The 17718-nt window shown below is 69.2% G+C and carries 14 protein-coding genes and 2 pseudogenes; 5 read left to right on the forward strand and 11 right to left on the reverse strand.

Annotated elements, in window-relative coordinates:
* Positions 1–40: 40 nt before the first annotated feature.
* On the reverse strand, positions 41–1135 hold the full coding sequence (locus OG453_RS37840; RefSeq protein WP_266873058.1) for an integrase core domain-containing protein: 1095 nt from the start codon (positions 1133–1135) through the stop codon (positions 41–43).
* A 508-nt stretch (positions 1136–1643) separates the two neighbouring features.
* On the opposite strand from OG453_RS37840, the gene OG453_RS37845 reads away from it, so the two are divergent.
* Positions 1644–1781, forward strand: a complete 138-nt coding sequence (locus tag OG453_RS37845; protein ID WP_266873059.1) for a winged helix-turn-helix domain-containing protein — start codon at positions 1644–1646, stop codon at positions 1779–1781.
* A gap of 131 nt (positions 1782–1912) precedes the next feature.
* On the opposite strand, the pseudogene OG453_RS37850 reads toward OG453_RS37845, so the two are convergent.
* The 7 genes and pseudogenes from OG453_RS37850 to OG453_RS37880 all read right to left on the reverse strand — a co-directional run bounded on the left by OG453_RS37850 (position 1913) and on the right by OG453_RS37880 (position 10947).
* Positions 1913–2915 (reverse strand): annotated as a pseudogene (locus OG453_RS37850) (IS5 family transposase).
* Between the two features lie 83 nt (positions 2916–2998).
* On the reverse strand, positions 2999–5272 hold the full coding sequence (locus OG453_RS37855; RefSeq protein WP_266873060.1) for a DUF2272 domain-containing protein: 2274 nt from the start codon (positions 5270–5272) through the stop codon (positions 2999–3001).
* Positions 5273–5285: 13 nt separating this feature from the next.
* Positions 5286–6374, reverse strand: a complete 1089-nt coding sequence (locus tag OG453_RS37860) for a hypothetical protein (protein WP_266873061.1) — start codon at positions 6372–6374, stop codon at positions 5286–5288.
* A gap of 13 nt (positions 6375–6387) precedes the next feature.
* Positions 6388–6732: a hypothetical protein gene (locus OG453_RS37865; protein WP_266873062.1), complete on the reverse strand. Its 345-nt coding sequence runs from the start codon at positions 6730–6732 to the stop codon at positions 6388–6390.
* A 42-nt stretch (positions 6733–6774) separates the two neighbouring features.
* Positions 6775–8046 (reverse strand): hypothetical protein, encoded by a 1272-nt coding sequence (locus tag OG453_RS37870; protein ID WP_266873063.1) that lies wholly within the window; start codon positions 8044–8046, stop codon positions 6775–6777.
* A complete protein-coding gene (locus OG453_RS37875; RefSeq protein ID WP_266873064.1) occupies positions 8027–10492 on the reverse strand; it encodes a hypothetical protein in 2466 nt (821 codons plus the stop codon). Before OG453_RS37875 ends, OG453_RS37870 begins: the two co-directional genes overlap by 20 nt.
* 179 nt (positions 10493–10671) lie before the next feature.
* Positions 10672–10947, reverse strand: a complete 276-nt coding sequence (locus OG453_RS37880) for an amidohydrolase family protein (RefSeq protein ID WP_266873065.1) — start codon at positions 10945–10947, stop codon at positions 10672–10674.
* Here OG453_RS37880 and OG453_RS37885 point away from each other — a divergent pair.
* The 3 genes and pseudogenes from OG453_RS37885 (at position 10922) to OG453_RS37895 (ending at position 13922) form a co-directional block, all read left to right on the forward strand.
* A complete protein-coding gene (locus OG453_RS37885; RefSeq protein WP_266873277.1) occupies positions 10922–11272 on the forward strand; it encodes a Tn3 family transposase in 351 nt (116 codons plus the stop codon). The genes OG453_RS37880 and OG453_RS37885 overlap by 26 nt on opposite strands.
* Positions 11191–12036: an NAD(P)H-binding protein gene (locus OG453_RS37890; RefSeq protein WP_266873278.1), complete on the forward strand. Its 846-nt coding sequence runs from the start codon at positions 11191–11193 to the stop codon at positions 12034–12036. The genes OG453_RS37885 and OG453_RS37890 overlap by 82 nt, the downstream gene beginning before the upstream one ends.
* Before the next feature lie 883 nt (positions 12037–12919).
* Positions 12920–13922, forward strand: a pseudogene (locus OG453_RS37895) (IS5 family transposase).
* An 8-nt stretch (positions 13923–13930) separates the two neighbouring features.
* Here the strand turns inward: OG453_RS37895 and OG453_RS37900 are convergent.
* Positions 13931–14632: a hypothetical protein gene (locus tag OG453_RS37900; protein ID WP_266873066.1), complete on the reverse strand. Its 702-nt coding sequence runs from the start codon at positions 14630–14632 to the stop codon at positions 13931–13933.
* Between the two features lie 1112 nt (positions 14633–15744).
* On the opposite strand from OG453_RS37900, the gene OG453_RS37905 reads away from it, so the two are divergent.
* Positions 15745–16254 (forward strand): RICIN domain-containing protein, encoded by a 510-nt coding sequence (locus OG453_RS37905; protein ID WP_266873067.1) that lies wholly within the window; start codon positions 15745–15747, stop codon positions 16252–16254.
* A 535-nt stretch (positions 16255–16789) separates the two neighbouring features.
* Here OG453_RS37905 and OG453_RS37910 read toward each other — a convergent pair.
* Both OG453_RS37910 and OG453_RS37915 read right to left on the reverse strand, forming a co-directional pair.
* On the reverse strand, positions 16790–17122 hold the full coding sequence (locus OG453_RS37910; RefSeq protein ID WP_266873068.1) for a hypothetical protein: 333 nt from the start codon (positions 17120–17122) through the stop codon (positions 16790–16792).
* Between the two features lie 104 nt (positions 17123–17226).
* Positions 17227–17691: a cyclic nucleotide-binding domain-containing protein gene (locus OG453_RS37915; RefSeq protein ID WP_266873069.1), complete on the reverse strand. Its 465-nt coding sequence runs from the start codon at positions 17689–17691 to the stop codon at positions 17227–17229.
* Positions 17692–17718: the final 27 nt, after the last annotated feature.

Raw genomic sequence — 17718 nt, forward strand, 5'->3', positions numbered from 1 at the left:
GCGTGGACAGTGCGCCTGCCGAAAACCCCATCCGCGCCGCTCAAGCGGCATGTTGGTACTCGTGCAGCACTCCGCCGAGGCGGTCTCTTCGGAGTACGTCGAGCTGGGTGATCTGTGCGTGGGGGAGTGGTGCGGAAACGGCGCGTAGGGGTGCTGACTGGTCTTTCGCTTGGTGGGGCCGGTGGGTGTGGTAGTGCAGTTCGAACTGGTGAAGTGCGTGGCGCAGGTGGCGCTCGTTCCAGATGAGGGTGCGGTCCAGGAGTTCGTGGCGGCAGGTTTGGACCCAGCGTTCCATGATCGAGTTCATGCGCGGTATCCGGACGCCGGTGCGCACGACTTGGATGCCGGCGTTGCTCAGGATTTCGTCGAAGAGGGCGGGGTACTTCGCGTCCCGGTCCCGGACCAAGTACGCGTGGGTGGCGTTGGCGTGCGTCAGGTCCATGGCCAGGTTGCGGGCGGCTTGACTGACCCAGGCCGCGGTGGGGTGGGCTGTGGTGCCGAGGATCCGGATGCGGCGGGTGACGTGCTCGATGACCGCGAGGATGTACTGGCGCTGCCCTGTCATAGTCACCGTCTCGATGAAGTCGCAGGCCAGGAGAGCGTCGGCCTGCGAGCGTAGGAAATCGGCCCAGGTGGTGGCGGCCCGGTCGGGCGCGGGGTCTATGCCCTCGGAGGTGAGGATCTCCCAGACGGTGGAGGCGGCGACCTTGACGCCGAGCGTGGTGAGTTCACCGTGCACCCTGCGATAGCCCCACGATGGATTCTCACGGACCAGGCGCAGGACCAGTCTGCGGATCGAGTGGACCGTGGGCGGTCGTCCGGGCTTCTTCGGCCGGCAGGTGTGGGCGTGGCGCCGCTTCATCAAGTCGCGGTGCCAGCGCAGCACGGTGTCAGGCCGGATAAGTAGGCGCAATCGGCGCAGGACCTCGCGGGGCAATGGCACCAGCAGAGCGGCAAGAAGCACCCGGTCTTCCGGAGCAAGCTTCACCCGGTCCGCGCCGAGTTGTCGCTCAAGGACGGTGAGCTGGTGGCGCAGGGCGAGGATCTCCGTGACCTTGTCGCGGTCGCTCACCGGCAGCAATCGCAGCGCGCCGAACAGGTTGGTGACGGTCAAGTAGACAAGACGCAGCAGCACAATTGCTCATCCTGCCGCACCGTCGCAGACGCTCCTGAGCTGCATGGATGGCATATTCGGCAGGCGCAGTGTTACGGAGCGGGCGTTGCAGTGAGACATGGGGCAGTTGCGTCTAGAGATCTTTAACGGTGCGGGTTACGTCGGGTCGTGACCGTTGGTGTGGGTCGCGCTATGCCGGAGGGATGAGGTATCCCGATGGCGGTGCGCTGACGGCCGAGACGCGGGCTCGACGCGAGCAGGTCCGGCTCGCAGCAGCCGACTTGATTGAGGCAGGGGCCGGTGACGTGGAGGTGGACCGGCAGTTCAGGGTTACGCGGATGTCGGCGAACCGATGGCGTCGGGCGTTGGCCTGGGGCGGCCGGCAGGCCCTGGCCCCCAAGCGGGCCGGTGGTGCCTGCATCAAGCTCGATGCCGGTCAACTACGGTACTTGGATGCGGCGTTGGAATCCGGCCCGGCCTGTGCGGCTGGAGTGACCAGTGCTGGACGCTGGCGCGGATCGCTGAGGTCGTGCGCCGCCGGTTCGGCGCCGAGTACACCCTGGCCGGGCTGGACCTGCTGCTGCACTGCATTGGCTGGAGCGCGCAGATCTCCAGCCGCAGAGCCACCGAGCGGGACGAATCGAAGATCGTCACACACCCCTCGTGAAGGTCACGGCCCAAGGCGCCAGACGTGTCTCGATGGCCGCGCTGATCTGCACCAGGACCGGCCGCAAGCCACGGCTGATCTACCGTATCCATCTTGACCGCGGCCCCGCTAGGGCCTGTGTGACGTCGTGATCAATCAGTTGCCTTCAGCAGGTCGTTGATCCAGATCATGGAGGCGCGGAGGTGGAGGCCGACGAGGTAGCTCTGGGGCGTCTTGTCGTATCGAGTCGCGATGCCCCGCCAGGCCTTCAGCTTGTTGATCAGACGCTCGACGGTGTTCCGCTCCTTGTAGAGACCGGCGTCGTGACCTGTGGGCCGGCCGCCCCGGCTGCCTTTCCTCTTCCGGTTGGCTGCCTGGTCCTTCTTCTCCGGGATGACGGCCTTGATGTTGCGTTTGCGCAGGTAAGAACGGTTGGCGCGGGATGAGTAGGCCTTGTCGGCGGCGACAGCCCCAGGCCGGGTCCGGGGACAACCGACAGGCAGACGGATCCGCACTTCTGCAACACGTGGACGAACTGCGGGCTGTCGGCGGCCTGTCCCGCGGTCAGGACGAACGACAACGGACGGCACTTGCGGTCCGTGGCGAGATGAACCTTGCTCGTCAGCCCGCCACGGGATCTCCCGAGCAGGGCTTCCTTCAGACGGAGCTTGTGCCGTCGTCTGAGGTGCCGCCGTTTTTCCCGGTCGAGGGCGTCGCTTCCGTCCTGTCCGTTCTGTTCCGGCGCGGCGCCCCCTTTTACCGGGCCCGTTCCTGGTCGGCGGCGGCTTCCTCCAGGGCGTCCATGACCTCCTTGCCGATGTACATCCCGGCGGCGTCGTGGTGGGCGCGGGCGGTGGTGGAGTCCACGCTGACCAGGGATAAGTCCGTCTGTCCGCGGCGGGCGGCCTCCGCGATCGTGCCTTTCAGGAGAGCAGAGAAGACCCCGGCGTCCCGCCAGACGCGAAAGCGCCCGTAGACCGTCGGCCACGGTCCGAACTCGGAGGGCACCTCGCGCCACTGGGCGCTGGACCGGAACCGCCAGATCACCCCCTCGAACTGCTCCCGCAGCCGCTCGGGCTACGGACCGTACTCGCCTATCGGCAGGTACGGCTCGATGAACTCCCATTGCTCGTCGGTGAGTTGCCTACGTGTCACACCCAGCGTCCTACCAGGTCCTACCCCCGCACGGGACCAGAACCCGAAATTGATCACGACGTCACACAGGCCCTAGGAGTCAGTCAGTCGTGCAGCCCCTTCCGCGTCTTCTCCACGACGTGGACCCCGCGCTCCGGCAGCGGCGTCTTCCACGACGCGAACGCCGACTTGATCGCGTCCGCGAGGACCGGGATGAAGCGCTCCGTGGACAGGCCGCCGGCCTTGTGGTCCGCGTGCATCGCGTTGATCACCGCTCGCTGAGCCACCACCGGCAGATTGTTGTACGCGGACTGGAACATCCCCCGCACATAGGGCGACCGGTCGTAGTGCGCCCGGAAGGCGTCCGCGGCCCACCCCATGCGCTCCCTGGTGAACCCCGCCTTCATGCCTGACAAATGCCTCTCCAGCCACCGCATGGAGATCACGCACTCGGCGACGATCACGGCCTCGTCGAGTCCGGCCAGGTAGAAGCGCTCGGCCCAGCCGTCCCAGCGCAGCTCATCCTTGGTGGCGGCCCCGACGATCGCCCGCTTCGTCGTCTTACCCCACCGGTACGTGCGGCCTCGGTCGACCTCGATCCCGAAGCGCCGGAACGCCTCGGGGCCCGCGTCGATCCATTCCTGGAGCTTCCCGTGCTGCAGAGTGAGCTGCAGAAAGCCGATGCTGACCACCGCGCTGTCCCAGGTGTTGAGGGCCTGCACGGCCCCGCCGGTCTCCACCTGCGACACGCGTACGAAGGTGTCGAGGATGTCCTCGGACATCGTGACAACACCGCGTCTGCGCAGGTCGTTAAGCGTCGCGGCGAGCGGACGGTCCGCGGAGTACCGGGCCAGCCCGCGGGCCTGTCGGGCCGCGCCCTTGCCGCGATACTTGATCGTGTAGTCCTTGCTGGGCTGCCTGTCCCCGCCCAGCGGCGGCACGCCGGGCGCGGTCGCCGGCGGCGCGGTGGCAGGGGCTGGAGCAGGCGCGGGCCCCGCAGCGGGCATCGCCGGCCGCCCCGCGTCGAGCAGCCGCCGCAGCGCCGCCCACGTATCAGGGCCGACGATGCCGTCCTTCGCCATCCCGTGCTGCCCCTGCCACTGGGCGACCGCGTGCGCGAAGCGCACCTCGTCCCCTGCCAGTTGCGGGTCGCCGAGCAGCCGCGCGACGGAGTCGATCCGGCCGCGCCAGCCGAGCCGCTCCCCGTACGAGCGATTCAGCCGCATCGCCTTGGCCAGGGCGTCCGGGGGAAGCAGCCCGAAGAGCCGGAAGACCGAGCCGAGTCCGGAAGCACCGGCCCCGCCGGCCGCGCCACCACTGCCGGGCGCACGGACCTTGATCAGGGCGAAGTGCCCGCACCTGCCCTGCTTCGGCAGCACGAAGCCCTGCGCGTCCAGCCGGTACGTGCGCGCATGCACCGACTGGTCCACATTGCCTCCGACCACCCGGACCGTCCGCCGGGCCAGGTCGACCGCGGTGACGATGTCGCCGTGCGTGCACCATCCGTGGCCGTTGTCGATGTTGTCGTACGTGGCGCCGTTGCACGGCTTGTTCGGGCCGCAGGGCCGGTCGGCGCACAGGATGTCGCCCGGTTCCGGCCGGGCACGTTCCAGCCGGTGCAGCCAGAACTCGCTGGTCGTGTCGCCCTGCGCGGTGCGGCGCTTGATGGCGCTGATGTAGCCGCGGTGGGCGCTGCTGCGCGGGAAGGTCGCGGCGCCGGCCTTCGCCATCACCCAGGAGACGAAGACCGCGCTCCACGGCTCGTGCGCCTGCCACGCGACGCTCTGCAGATCGGCCGCGTCGACGGTGCGGCGGACGCCGGTGCGGTAGTAGTCCTGCAGCACCGCCGTCAGCCGCGGGTCGGTCTCCTTCCGGGCGCCGTCGCCCCAGCGGTTGCACTCCTGCTCCGCGATCGCCGCGATACGGGCGCCGAGGGCGGCGGCGGGCCGCGCCGGCTCCTCACTCTCGCCGGACGGGGCGGCGTCCGGCTCCTCGCCCGCGAGGTCGTCCGGGCCTTCGCCGGCGAAGTCGTCCGGCCCTTCGCCCTCCTCGGCGGCGTCGTCCAGCTCCGCCTCCCACTGGGCGAGTTGCCACTCCGCCTCCGACACCGGCTCATCGGCGGCCTCGCCGGACTCCTGCTCGGCGGGCTCGACGGCATCGACCTCGTACGACGAGGCCGCGTGCGGCTCCGCCCCGTACGGCTCTGCCGCGTAGCTCTCGCCCGCGTACGCGTCACCCGCGTACGCCTCGCCCTCATACCACTCCCCCTCCGCCTGGAACGGCCCGCCGGCCGGCGCCGGCGGCCCCGCCGCCCCCTCCGGCAGCTCCAGCGCGCCCTCGTCCGCGAAGGGCGACGGCACACCCGTCTCGTACGGCATGGCCTGCTCCCCTCTACGGATTCGGGGCGACCTTCGGCGCCTTCAGATCTCGCCCGGTGGTGATCGACCAGTGCGTGATCACCGTCTGCACATCCGGAGTGATCAGCAGGTCGTTGAAGAGCACCGGGACGTTCGCCGCGTCGTCGAACGCTTTGGTCTCGATGGCGATCAGCAGCCGCGAGATCGCGTCGGCGACGTCGAAGAAGCTCTTCGACATCGCATGCGCGGGTATCCGCACCCGCTCCGCGATGCGGAACAGCCGCTGCTCGGGGCTGGTCGCCTCGGCGCGGAGCGCGCTCACGATCGGCGAGTTGAAGTCAAGGGTCAGATGGAACCACGCCATCGTCGAGATCGCCCAGAACTCCTCCCGGGAGAGGTTCGAGGCGAGCCTGCGCGTGGTGAGCATGTCGGACAGCCGCTCCGCCAGGTCCGCGATCTTCGCGTGGTCGGTGGGGTTGGGCCCGATGGTGTTGCGGACGTTGATGATGCCGATCCAGGTCTCGCGCAGGAACTCCTCGAAGATGGAGACGAATTGGGTGTTGGCGGCGGCCGGCTTCGGATACGGCTCCGCCGCGGGGTGGGTGAGGTCCATGCCGAACATGCGGTAGTAGGCGTTGCGCCGGATGGAGTCGCCGTTCGGGCGGCCAAAGCTCGTGAGGGCCGTGATGAAGAAGGGGGCCGACTCCCGGAAGAAGAGCTCCTCGGTGTTGCGCAGCCAGTGCTCGGCGCCGTTCGAGGGCACCCCCAGCTCCTCGCCCTCGCGGTAGAGGGCGACGACGCGGCGGAAGATCTCCATGAGCCGGGTGCTCTCGAGCATGTACGCGTAGCTGAGGTGCTCCCAGCGGACATAGCCGGGGCGGCAGTCGTCCGGGGAGGTGCTGGAGAAGACGCGCTGGTTGCGGTCGAAGCCTTGGAAGAGCTGCTGCAGCCGAACGGGCAGGCCGGGGATGTCGCTGCGGTGGTCGGGGTGGCCGGACGGCTGGGTGAGGTCGTTGCGCTGGAAGGTCCAGGCCTGCTCCAGCAGAGAGGCCAGATCAATGGGGTGCAGCCGGAAGAGGAGCTCGGCGCCACCCGGAATCTGCCGGGTCAGTTGTCGGAACATCGCGGGCTCCTCGTCATTCTGAACTCTGGTCGCGGCAGAGTGCGGCGTTCGCGGCCTTCGCGGCATCCAGCCCGTGGACGCCGGGGGCGGCGGGGGCGGCGGGGTTGCGGGCGAGACAGCTCAGGTCGGGCAGGCACCACAGCTTGCGGTCCGCGGCCGGCGCTTGGGTGGTGGCCACCCGCAGGTCGTCGCGGATGCGCCGGTAGCGGTCGCGGAACGCCTGCAGCGGGTCGGGCGGTACCGGGCCGGGGTCGGTCGGCTGGTCATCCCCCGAGCCGGTGGCGGTGGCAGTGGCGGTGGTGCGGCGCACCTGCGGTGGTGGCTTCTCGGTGGTCCGGGACGCCTTTTCCTCGGGCATCTGGTGATCCCCCCCCTGGTCGTGGTGGGTCGGTCGGTTACGTCAGGCAGCCGGCGCCGCGCCTCCTCCGAGCCGCAGCAGCCAGGCCTCCTGTCCGGCGGCGGGGCCGGCCGCCGGCTCTGGTTCTGTCGCCGCCCGCCAGCCGGTGAGCGCCAGCAGCCGCAGCCCCTCGTTCCACAGCCAGTGCGGCGAGGTGTAGAGCGCGGGGCCGAGCCGGGCGGCCAGCTCCCGCAGGGCTTGCGGCGCGACCCGCTGCGGCGGTACGAGCGCGGTCAGCGGGCGCCCCGCGAAGGCCGCGAGCGGCTCGTCGAGCACGGCGGCCGCAAGGGCGGGGAGCCGCGGCAGTGAGGCGGCGAGGAGTTCGCGGGCCTGGAGGTCCGGGCAGTCGGCGAGCGGATACGCCGCGAGCCACTCCCGCTCCAGCGCGTCCCAGGGCCCCGGTCCGTAGGCGTGCCGGCACAGCGCCGTGTTGAGCGGTACGCGCAGCCAGGCGACCGGGTGCGGGTCGCCGGGCAGCAGCCGGAAGACGTACGCCGGGCCGCCGGAGAGCACGTCGTGCAGGTTGGCGACGGCGCCGTAGCCCGCGTGCGCGAAGGCGAAGACGTCGGCGGTGATCTCGGAGGACCAGCCCGCCCACAGCGCGGCGACGTCGGGGCCCGCGGGGGCGGCGGCGCGGGCGAGGAGGGCGGCGGCCTCCTCGTTCCAGCCGGTCTGGAAGGCGACTTGGTGACCGCATTCGTGCAGGACGGCGGTCGGGCAGAGCAGGCTGTGCCGGGTGACCTTGATGGTGGCGGCCGGGCTCTCGGTGCTGCCGTCCCACAGCCGCAGTCCCGCCTTGAGGATGGCGGCGCCGACGCCGTTGTCGAGGTAGGTCAGGACCGCCGGTACGGGTTTGAGCAGCGGGTCGAGGACGGCCGCCATGCTGCGCTGGGCGAGGCTGTCGCAGGCCCGCAGCAGGGCGGCGATGTGCGGGCTGGTGCGGGTGTTCACAGCGTCGGCGTAGAACTCGATGCTGGTCTCGGCCCGTAGATAGCCTTGCCGGAATTCGAGCAAGCGGCGCCGGACGGCGTCGAGTTCGGCGGGCGAGTGGGCCGCGCGCAGGGCCGTGCGCAGGATGTGCCCGCGGGTGCGCAGGCCGCTGACCGCCTCGGTCAGGGCGCGGCGCACCGCGACGCCGAGGTACTGCTCCAGGCCCGCCCAGGCGGCCGGCGCGGCGAGGTCGTCCAGGGCGCCGAGCCGGTCGGCCGCCGCGGTCCAGTGGCCGAGCTGGCGGGCGAGCTGGGCCCGCGTGGCGTCAGCGGCGGTGCGTTGCATGCCCGGCTGTCACGGTGACGTCCATGGCCGCGGGCGCCGCGGGGCGGCCGGGGCGCTCGGGTCGGCCGTCAAGGGCCGAGCGCACCCGGGCAAGTACGGGCGCCGCCTTGAGCACGACCCGTACGGTCGCACCGTCCTCCGGCGCCTCGGTGGCGGCGGTGAACGCATCCCGGTGGTCCTTCAGCAGCGTGGCGAGCCCGCGGGTGAGCGCTTCCTCGACCGTCGCGGCGAGCCGGTTCAGCGCACCCGCCGGCAGTGTGCGCAGCGCCGCGGCACCGGCGCCGGGCGGTACGGCGCCGTGGACGATGCGGAGCCGGTGGCCGGTGAGGGCGGCCCTGATCCGGCGGCGCAACGGCCGTATCAGCGGGGCCAGGAGCTGTCCGGCCTGCCGGCCTTGGCGCAGTCCGGCGGCGAGCCGCTGCGCCTCGGCTTCGGTGAGGTAGAGCTCGGTCCGCAGGGTGTCGTCGGTGCAGCCGAGGTTGATACGGACCCGGCCGGGGCGGGACGCGGGGGCGCGGGTGTGGCGGGCTGCGGGGGCGGGGGCCGCGACGGGTTGCGCCGCCAAGGCTCCGCCGGGGTCCGCCGCCGCGGCGCCGCCCGCGTCCGCGGCCTCCAGGTAGTACAGCCGCTGCCCCACCCCGAGCAACTGCCCGTCCATGTACCGCGCTTCGGCCTCCTCCCCGAGGGCCGGCTCGCCGAGCAGCAGCGCGGCCGCGTCCGGGGTCAGGGGGTGCAGCGCGGGCGTCTCGGACAGCTCGCCTTCGGGGTCCTCCAGTCCTTCGCCGCGCATGATCGAGTCGAGCGTGGTGCCGGGCACCGCCTCGTAGAGATGCATGCGGGCGCGGACCGGCGCGCCGGGCGCGTATCCGAGCCTGGACCGCAGCGTGTCACCGAGATTGAGGCCGCAGAAGGTGCCGATGTGTGCCGCCTGGTACGGCGAGACCGTCACCCACGGGATGCGGGTGTACTTGCGGTAGCGGTGCCGGCCGCGCAGCGGCTTCGGCAGCCAGGCGCCGCGGAGGGTGAGGTCTTCGCGCAGCTCCGGGCGGTCCTGGTAGGTGGCCTCGGTGAGGATCTGCGGGAGGTTGCGGGCGGCGGCCTGCTCGAAGGCCTCCAGGACGAAGCCTTCGAGGAGGGTGTCGTCGGCGAGGATGTGCTCCGGCAGCGCGGCCACGCCGCGCACCGTGTCCTCCACGACGGACGCCATCGCCGCCCCCGCCGCCTGCCGTTCGTCCTCGGGGCCGGCTTCGAGGTGGATCAGGCGCAGCCCGGCGTCCACCAGCGCCCGGGACAGCGCCGCGGCGGCGGTCGGCCCGACGAACCGCCGGATGAGCGGCGCGACGAACTTGGCGAGGGTCTTCACCAGCACGGACCGCCCGCCGGTCAGCTTCAGCGCGAGCTTCAGCACCGGCAGCGCCGCGGGCAGGAACTGTTCCAGCTGCGGCGTCAGATCGGTGCCGTCCTCGGCCGCGCCGAGCTCGGCGATGAACCGCTCGCGAGCGCGGTCGAGTTCCGCGACGGGGTCGGGCCGGACGGCGGCCCGGTCCGCCTCCCGGGCGTACTCGGCGCCCGGCCGGTCCATGGCCGCCTCGGTGTCGGCGAACACCGTGTCGGCCGCGCGCATCCCGAACTCGGCCTGCAGCTCGCGGACATCACCGGTGGCATCGACCGTCTCCCGGCCGGTGTCGTCGCGGGTCTCGCTCTCGCCCGCGCCCAGCAGCGGCAGTCGCTCGGCGAGCTTCTGCGCGTACGGGCGCAGCCCCTCCGGCAGCCACTTGAGCCCGGCTGCGACCGCCTTGCGGAGCAGGGCGACGGCGATCGGCTTCAGTTTGGCCAGCAGCGGGCCGAGGGCGAGGTTCGCGACGACCTTGAGCCCGCGTTTGGCGAGGCCGACCGCGCCCTTGGCGACCTTCTTCAGCACGTTGCCGATGCCGAACAGGAACTCGAAGGAGGGCGATCCCGGCGGATGGCCGCCCGGCGGCGCGGCGAATGCCTCGAAGAGCGTGTCCACCTCGTTCTCGTCCATCGCGTGCAGCGCACGCTCGCCGCCCGCCTCGGCCACCGCATCTATGGCCGATTCCAACTCCCGTACAAGCGGGGCATAACGGTCATCCATCAACTGCCGCACAGCCGCCGGATCGGTATAAACCGCCCCACCGTCCCCCGACTCGAGCTCCGCATGCTCCGCGGCGGCCTCACCGGCCAGCCGCAGCAGGGCGTCGTCGAGCCCCGGCTCGTAGAGCTCGGCGAGGAAGGCGGCGAACTCCTCGGCCTCCGGATCCACCGCCGGGTCCTCACCGTCGCGGAGATAGCTCCTGAGGAAGGGGCTCTCGTACGCCGCCGGGCCGGGCGGCGCCGACGCGGCCGGGCTCTCCCCTTCGTCGGGCATCTCGAAGCTGTCGGCAGCAAGAAACGGGCTGATGGAACCAGAGCCGAGCACGGACATGTGCAGCCACCCCCCGGGGGCGCCGATGGACTTGCCACCGCCGGACCCGTTCCGGAGGCTGGCTCATCGTTCTGCGGCCCGCCGAGCGAGGTCAACACGTCTTTTTACGCATGCGGTGCGGCGGCAGCGAGAACGGGCCACACGATCACGGGCGCGGTTCCGGCCTGGCCGGTGTGCGGTCAGAGCTTGAAGACACGCCGCGCGTTGCCGGACAGGAACAGCTCGGTGGCCTCCTTGTCCAGGTCGAGGTCGCCGAGGTGTTCCAGGGCCTGAGCAGGCGTGATCATTGGGTAGTTGGAGCCGAAGCGCACCTTCCGGCGACCTCGGCCCCGTATGTGGTCCACCAGCTCGCGCGGAGCGCGGCGGGCGGTGTAGGCGCTGGTATCGATACAGACATTCTCGTGCTTGTCGGCCACCGCGATCATCGTCGTGGAGAACTGGAACAGCGCGAACACCGTCTTGCATTACGGCAAGGACGGCGCGCTGACCGGCCCGGACAGGGAGCATTCCGAGACCTCGATGCTCGCCCTGCACCTCCTCCAGTCCGCGCTCGTGCACATCAACACCCTGCTGCTTCAGCAGGTCCTCTCCGACCTGATGGAAAGTGCAACCCCTATGACTGCCACCGGACCAACCACCTCCCCGTCCTCGTCGTCGGGGCGACCGGCTCCCTGGGGAGCAAGGTCGTCGACGAACTCCTGGCACGCGGCAAGGATGTCCGCGCCCTGGTGCGGCCCACCAGCGACGCGAGCCGGCTCGAAAACAAGGGCGTCGAGATAGCCCGCGGCGACATGCTCGACGTCGGCTCGCTCGTGACCGCCATGAACGGCGCCGACGCCGTCATCACCACCGCCGCCGGCCACACCCGCGGCGGCAAGAACGCCAACGACATCGACACCCTCGGCAACGCCAACCTCGCCGAGGCCGCCCACCGCACCGGCATCCGACGATTCGTCCTGACCAGGATCCTCACCAGCGACCAGACGACCGACGTCCCACACCTCTGGCACAAGAAGCTCGCCGAGGACAAACTCGAACAACTCGGCGTCCCCTTCGTCGCCCTGCGCCCGGGGGCATTCCTCGACCAGATCGCGACCTCAGCGGGCGACCCGATCGACAAGGGCCGCATGATCTGGATCGGCAAGACCACCGTCCCGCTGACCTTCTTCCACACCTCCGACCTCGCCGCCGCGGTCGACGCCGACGCTCAGAACGGGGAGCGCATCGACATCGGCTGGGACCGCCCCGTCAGCATGCGCGAGGTGGCCGACCTGATGAGTGCCCGGGCCGGAAAGAAGGTCAAGGCGTGGGCCGTCCCGTCCCCCGTCGCCCGCGCCGCGGCAGCCGTCGCCGGCCGCTTCACATGGCCGCGATGTTCCGCTGGTTCGACACCGGCCGCTACGTCGCCGACCCCCGCCGCCAGGAGCAGCTCTTCGACCCCGTCGCCACCGCCGAGGAGGTCCTCGCCTGCTTCACCGACGAGCTTGGCACCGCCAAACACCGGTGACAGTCCCGCGTCCCATCCAGGCCGCCTGGCGGGATGACCGGACGCCCCGGGCGTATCGCCTCCGACTGCCCAACCGAATCCGGTGGCCTGCACGTCCTGCTCGTTGACATCCAACCTAGTCGCCCCAGATCAGCGCGCTGCGTGCGACTAACTTCGCTGTACAAGGACGTCCATGAGCATTCGCCATCACGACACGTGAGAAGGCCAGGGCATTGCGCACGTCCGGAACACCGCCTCTTCGCCAGTGGACCTTCGAGACGACCGAAGCCGTGATCGGAGGTGTCACCGGTCCGCTGGCCTCCCCGCGCACGCTGTTGCTCGGCCGGTTCGACGCCGAGGGCAACCTACGGCTCGTAGCCCGTACGACACCGCTCACTCAGAGCCTGCGGCAGGAACTTGGCCAAGCCCTGAGCTCAGGCGACGCTGGGCACCCGTGGGCCCAGGTTCGCTTTTCGGCAAGCTGGGGGAGCAAGGAGGTCTTGGCCTTTACCACCGCCGATCCTGCGGTCATCGTCGAGATTCGAGTCGACACCTCGGTTGATCAGGGCCGGTACCGGCACCCAGTTCGAGTTCTCAGGAGGCGGACCGACCTCGAGGTCGCTGACGTGCCACGAATGGGTGATGGGGAAGGCTGATCTGCGTGACAAGCGGTGGTGCTGGGCGCCTGACGGGCCAACCCTCGATGAGATCCAACGCCCGCGTCATCGGCGCCCACCCTGGGCAGTGTCGCGTACAGAAGCCGTCATTACAAACACTGCGCCCTCGGCACGGCTTGTCCCCGAATCGCACTCATGCCCGGCCAGCAAAGGCTGGCCTGCGCCTCTGGATTCGCGACTGACTGACTCCTAGGGCCTGTGTGACGTCGTGATCAATTTCGGGTTCTGGTCCCGTGCGGGGTAGGACCTGGTAGGACGCTGGGTGTGACACGTAGGCAACTCACCGACGAGCAATGGGAGTTCATCGAGCCGTACCTGCCGATAGGCGAGTACGGTCCGTAGCCCGAGCGGCTGCGGGAGCAGTTCGAGGGGGTGATCTGGCGGTTCCGGTCCAGCGCCCAGTGGCGCGAGGTGCCCTCCGAGTTCGGACCGTGGCCGACGGTCTACGGGCGCTTTCGCGTCTGGCGGGACGCCGGGGTCTTCTCTGCTCTCCTGGAAGGCACGATCGCGGAGGCCGCCCGCCGCGGACAGACGGACTTATCCCTGGTCAGCGTGGACTCCACCACCGCCCGCGCCCACCACGACGCCGCCGGGATGTACATCGGCAAGGAGGTCATGGACGCCCTGGAGGAAGCCGCCGCCGACCAGGAACGGGCCCGGTAAAAGGGGGCGCCGCGCCGGAACAGAACGGACAGGACGGAAGCGACGCCCTCGACCGGGAAAAACGGCGGCACCTCAGACGACGGCACAAGCTCCGTCTGAAGGAAGCCCTGCTCGGGAGATCCCGTGGCGGGCTGACGAGCAAGGTTCATCTCGCCACGGACCGCAAGTGCCGTCCGTTGTCGTTCGTCCTGACCGCGGGACAGGCCGCCGACAGCCCGCAGTTCGTCCACGTGTTGCAGAAGTGCGGATCCGTCTGCCTGTCGGTTGTCCCCGGACCCGGCCTGGGGCTGTCGCCGCCGACAAGGCCTACTCATCCCGCGCCAACCGTTCTTACCTGCGCAAACGCAACATCAAGGCCGTCATCCCGGAGAAGAAGGACCAGGCAGCCAACCGGAAGAGGAAAGGCAGCCGGGGCGGCCGGCCCACAGGTCACGACGCCGGTCTCTACAAGGAGCGGAACACCGTCGAGCGTCTGATCAACAAGCTGAAGGCCTGGCGGGGCATCGCGACTCGATACGACAAGACGCCCCAGAGCTACCTCGTCGGCCTCCACCTCCGCGCCTCCATGATCTGGATCAACGACCTGCTGAAGGCAACTGATTGATCACGACGTCACACAGGCCCTAGTGCCGCCGTGTCGAGACCATCGAGGCCATCGTAGATTTCGCGAATCGCGGCGTGCTCCCCGGCGCGCACCGCTTCCAGGAGGCGCAACGTCTGCATCTTGAAGGGCATGCACGTCATCCCCGCCTGGAGACTGAGCTGTTCGGCCGTCATGCGTGACGCGATGCTGACGAGAATGGACAGCACTTGATGGCTCTCAGGGGCAGGTGGTGCGTCGGCTTCGCCGACCAGGACCATGAGTGAGGCGCGGCACTCAGGCACGCCGGAGGCGACGGACAGCCCCACATGCAGCCCTACATCGTGCAGGGTCCTGGCGATCACCTGCGGATGCATGGGCCGCTCGACCGAATACGCGTGGATGGATTGAAGGGGTTCCAGGGCATCGTTCCATCGGTTCTGATACACCAGGGCCTCGGTGAGGAACCCTCTCAGCTGAAGGCGCTGCGGGCCGCGCAGACCGTCGTCCTCAAGCAGCGTTCGGCAGCATTGCTCGACTTCCTCGTCGGTCATGAGCCCGGTCGTGAGGGCGTCATTGATCTGGCCGATCTCGCGCTGAATGCGCGCGGACGGAGTGGTCGGCATCCGTTGGCTCAGCGAGTCGAAATCGGCGGCGAGGGCTTGCACCTCTGGCTCCGGGGTGCCATGGCCAGTGTGACTGCGGAGCACTGTCAGGCAGTTGGCGACGGCCAAGGACGCGTCCTCGGGCCGGGAGTCGGCCAGTTGGAAGGCGAGGTCTCGGGCGCGCTGTAGATGGTGCAGCCATATAGCCGGAAAGCGCCCTGCCGGTTGCCCAGCACGTCACGGGCCGCCTGCGGGCTTGCCACGCAGAGCCGGCCGGACGCCGAGCGCCACACATCCTGAGTGCCTTCGAACTCTGCCGCCAGGAATTGCAGTGGATCATGCTGATAGGCGGCCGCGCTGCGGTGCCTTCGAGCCGCTCTGCCGTCGGCCGGCCAGGCCATGGCGTCCCCCTCGATCGAGCAGGTAGCCAGGGCCGCCGAGACGGTTGGCCGGGCCCGGCTCACGGGGCCGTTCACACCCCGAAGACGCCGGATCGCTCAACAGACAGCCTCCTCCGCAGGGAGCGTCCTGTGAAGTCGTCAGCCATATGAAGGCCGTAGGTGAGGTACTCGCTGGATGACGTCCGGCTGCCGCAGCAGGGGCCGCCTGACCAGGAAAGGGCAGGTCAGGTGGGTGTACGAGCTGCGCGGCACACATATTCAGTTGGTGTCGCGCCGGCGCAGCAGGACTGTTCCGACGACCAGAACGACTGCGGTGTAACCGCCGAAGACGAGCGCGTCCTGCGTCCTGGTCAGAGCGACGGCGACGCCCCCTCTTCTAGGGGGGCGTCGAGCAGATGCCGGGCGTACGGCAGTTGGTGATCCACCACATCAGCCGCCAGGCCTGCGGGCGACACCGCGGCCGGGCGTCGAGTGAACCACAAGTCAATGTTTCCGCCTTCGCCCATCGAGAACCTCTCAAATGGCGGAGGGGACGCAGGGAAAGTGTCTATTGCTGTCGTGCAAGCCTGGCCCTCGCAGCCGACTTCACATCCACAAAGATCTCCATCTACACGGGCGACGATCTCTGAGAAATCGGCCCCGGCGGGAATCGGACAATGCTCCTCAAGTACATTGCCGAAAAACAGCCTTGCTGTGAGAATCGGGGCGCCTGGCCGGAGAATATTGTCGGTGTCTCCATCTGGCAGCCTCAGGACGCGCGACGCTCGGACCCCTTCCTCTGTAGCTACTGGATACCGTTCGGGCTCTCCACCAGTCTTCAGTGAGGAACCGGAGGAGCTCATGTCCATACGACGTAAATCGTGCGCGCTCGTCACCACGGTGTTAGCGGTGCTGGCCTTTTCCATGGTCGGCACGCCGGCGCAGGCCGCAGGCTTCACTCCAATCAACGTCTGGAACTCGAGCCACTGTCTCGACAACGCCACCGAGAACGCCGCCAAGCTGCATATGTGGTCCTGCGGCAGCAGTTCCGCGAAGAATTGGCTTGCAGGGTTCAATACCCAGACCGGCCTGTTCACCTTCACCAACCAACGCACGGGGCGGTGCATCACGGCACCGGCCTCGGGGCCGGGGACAGTCACAATGGCCTTCTGTAACGCGGCGGCGACCACCCAGCAGTGGCGCGTCTTCTACGCGGACAACCCCAACGGGCCCCCGTCAGGCTGGTACCAGGTCTGGCAGAACGCTTCGAGCGGGCTCTGTCTGTCTACACCCAGCGTAGGAAACGGCACCCTTCTGCAAGCGACGGCCTGCGACCCTTCCCACCAGTACTACAGGTGGCATCAGCAGTAACTGAAAGCCTGGTCCGGTGATGTTTGGGTTCCGAAGCAGGTTTCGCGCCAGCCGAGGGCTGATGAGGGCACGTTCAGGAGGTCGTTCATCGCGAGGCGGATCATGGCTTAGGGGCCGTGAGGGTAAGACTGCGCGCCTGCCGAAAACTCCATCCGCGCAGCTCAGGCGGCTTGCTGGTACTCGGGGAGGACTCCGCCGAGGCGGTCTGTCCGGCGCACTTTCAGTTGGGTGTTCTGTGCGTGGGGGAGTGGTTCGGGGGCGGAGCGTAGGGGTGCTGTCTGGTCTGTCGCTTGGTGGGGCCGGTGGGTGTTGGTAGTGCACTTCGATTGCACTTCGAATGGGCGGAGCGCGTGGCGTAGATGACGTTCGTTCCAGGCGAGGTTGCGGTCCAGGAGTTTGTGGCGGCAGGTCTGGACCCACCGCTCCGTGAGGGCGTTCATGCGTGGGATCCCTATTTCGGCGCGCATGACTTGGATGCCGGCGTTGCACAGGATGTCGTCGAAGAGGACGGGGTACTTCGCGTTCCGGTCCCGGATCAGGTACGCGTGGGTGGCCTGTGCGCCAGTGAGGTCCATGGCCAGCGGGCGTCCTGGGTGACGCAGGCCGCGGTGGGGTGGGCGGTAGTGCCGAGGACGCGGATGCGGCGGGTGACGTGTTCGATGACGGCGAGGACGTACTGGCGCTGGGTGGTTAGGGTGACGGTCTCGATGAAGTCGCAGGCCAGGAGAGCGTCGGCCTGGGAGTGCAGGAAGTCGGCCCAGGTGGTGGCGGCCCGGTCGGGTGCAGGGTCGATGCCCTGGGAGGTGAGGATCTCCCAGACGGTGGAGGCGGCGACTTTGATGCCGGGCGTGGTGAGTTCGCCGTGCACCCTGCGACAGCCCCACGATGGATTCTCCCGCACCAGGCGCAGGACCAGTCTGGGGATCGAGTGGACCGTGGGCGGTCGACCGTCGCGTCGGGTTCCAGGTGCGCTCACAGGGTGGTGCCGCTGCCATACGGGGCGTACAGATCGAGCAGCCGAGTGCGGGACGAACGCAGCCGACGGGCGACGATGTCGCCCACCCACTGGGTGACCGCGTAGCCCATGGCAGGGTCGTCCCGGCACATGGCCCGAACAGCCACGGCGTCGAACTCGTATGCCCGTACAGGCGTTGTGGTCTCGGCTCCCAGGTGCCAGGAGCGCGGTGCGAACAGCCAGGACCAGCCGACGAGTTCGTTGTGGCCGAGGGTTTCGATGACGGCCGGCCGCCGACCGGGCACGTGGATGTCGAGGGCGATCGTGCCAGTGCGGATGATCCAGAACCGGTCGGCGCGTCCGCCCTCCTCGAAGAGGCGGGTCCCGTGCGGGAATGACACCTCGCGGGCGATGCGCATCAACCGCTGGCGGTGCTCAGCGGGAAGTGCCTGCAGCATGCTGTGAGTGATCGAAGAGTTCATGACGGCCCTCCAGGACGGGCGTTTCGA

The sequence above is a fragment of the Streptomyces sp. NBC_01381 genome (assembly GCF_026340305.1).
Lineage (GTDB): Bacteria > Actinomycetota > Actinomycetes > Streptomycetales > Streptomycetaceae > Streptomyces.

Coding starts and splice junctions, on each gene's coding strand:
- OG453_RS37855 (WP_266873060.1), bottom strand. CDS start 5,272: ATGCCGTACGAGACGGGTGTGCCGTCGCCCTTCGCGGACGAGGGCGCG.
- OG453_RS37860 (WP_266873061.1), bottom strand. CDS start 6,374: ATGTTCCGACAACTGACCCGGCAGATTCCGGGTGGCGCCGAGCTCCTC.
- OG453_RS37865 (WP_266873062.1), bottom strand. CDS start 6,732: ATGCCCGAGGAAAAGGCGTCCCGGACCACCGAGAAGCCACCACCGCAG.
- OG453_RS37870 (WP_266873063.1), bottom strand. CDS start 8,046: ATGCAACGCACCGCCGCTGACGCCACGCGGGCCCAGCTCGCCCGCCAG.
- OG453_RS37875 (WP_266873064.1), bottom strand. CDS start 10,492: ATGTCCGTGCTCGGCTCTGGTTCCATCAGCCCGTTTCTTGCTGCCGAC.
- OG453_RS37905 (WP_266873067.1), top strand. CDS start 15,745: ATGTCCATACGACGTAAATCGTGCGCGCTCGTCACCACGGTGTTAGCG.
- OG453_RS37915 (WP_266873069.1), bottom strand. CDS start 17,691: ATGAACTCTTCGATCACTCACAGCATGCTGCAGGCACTTCCCGCTGAG.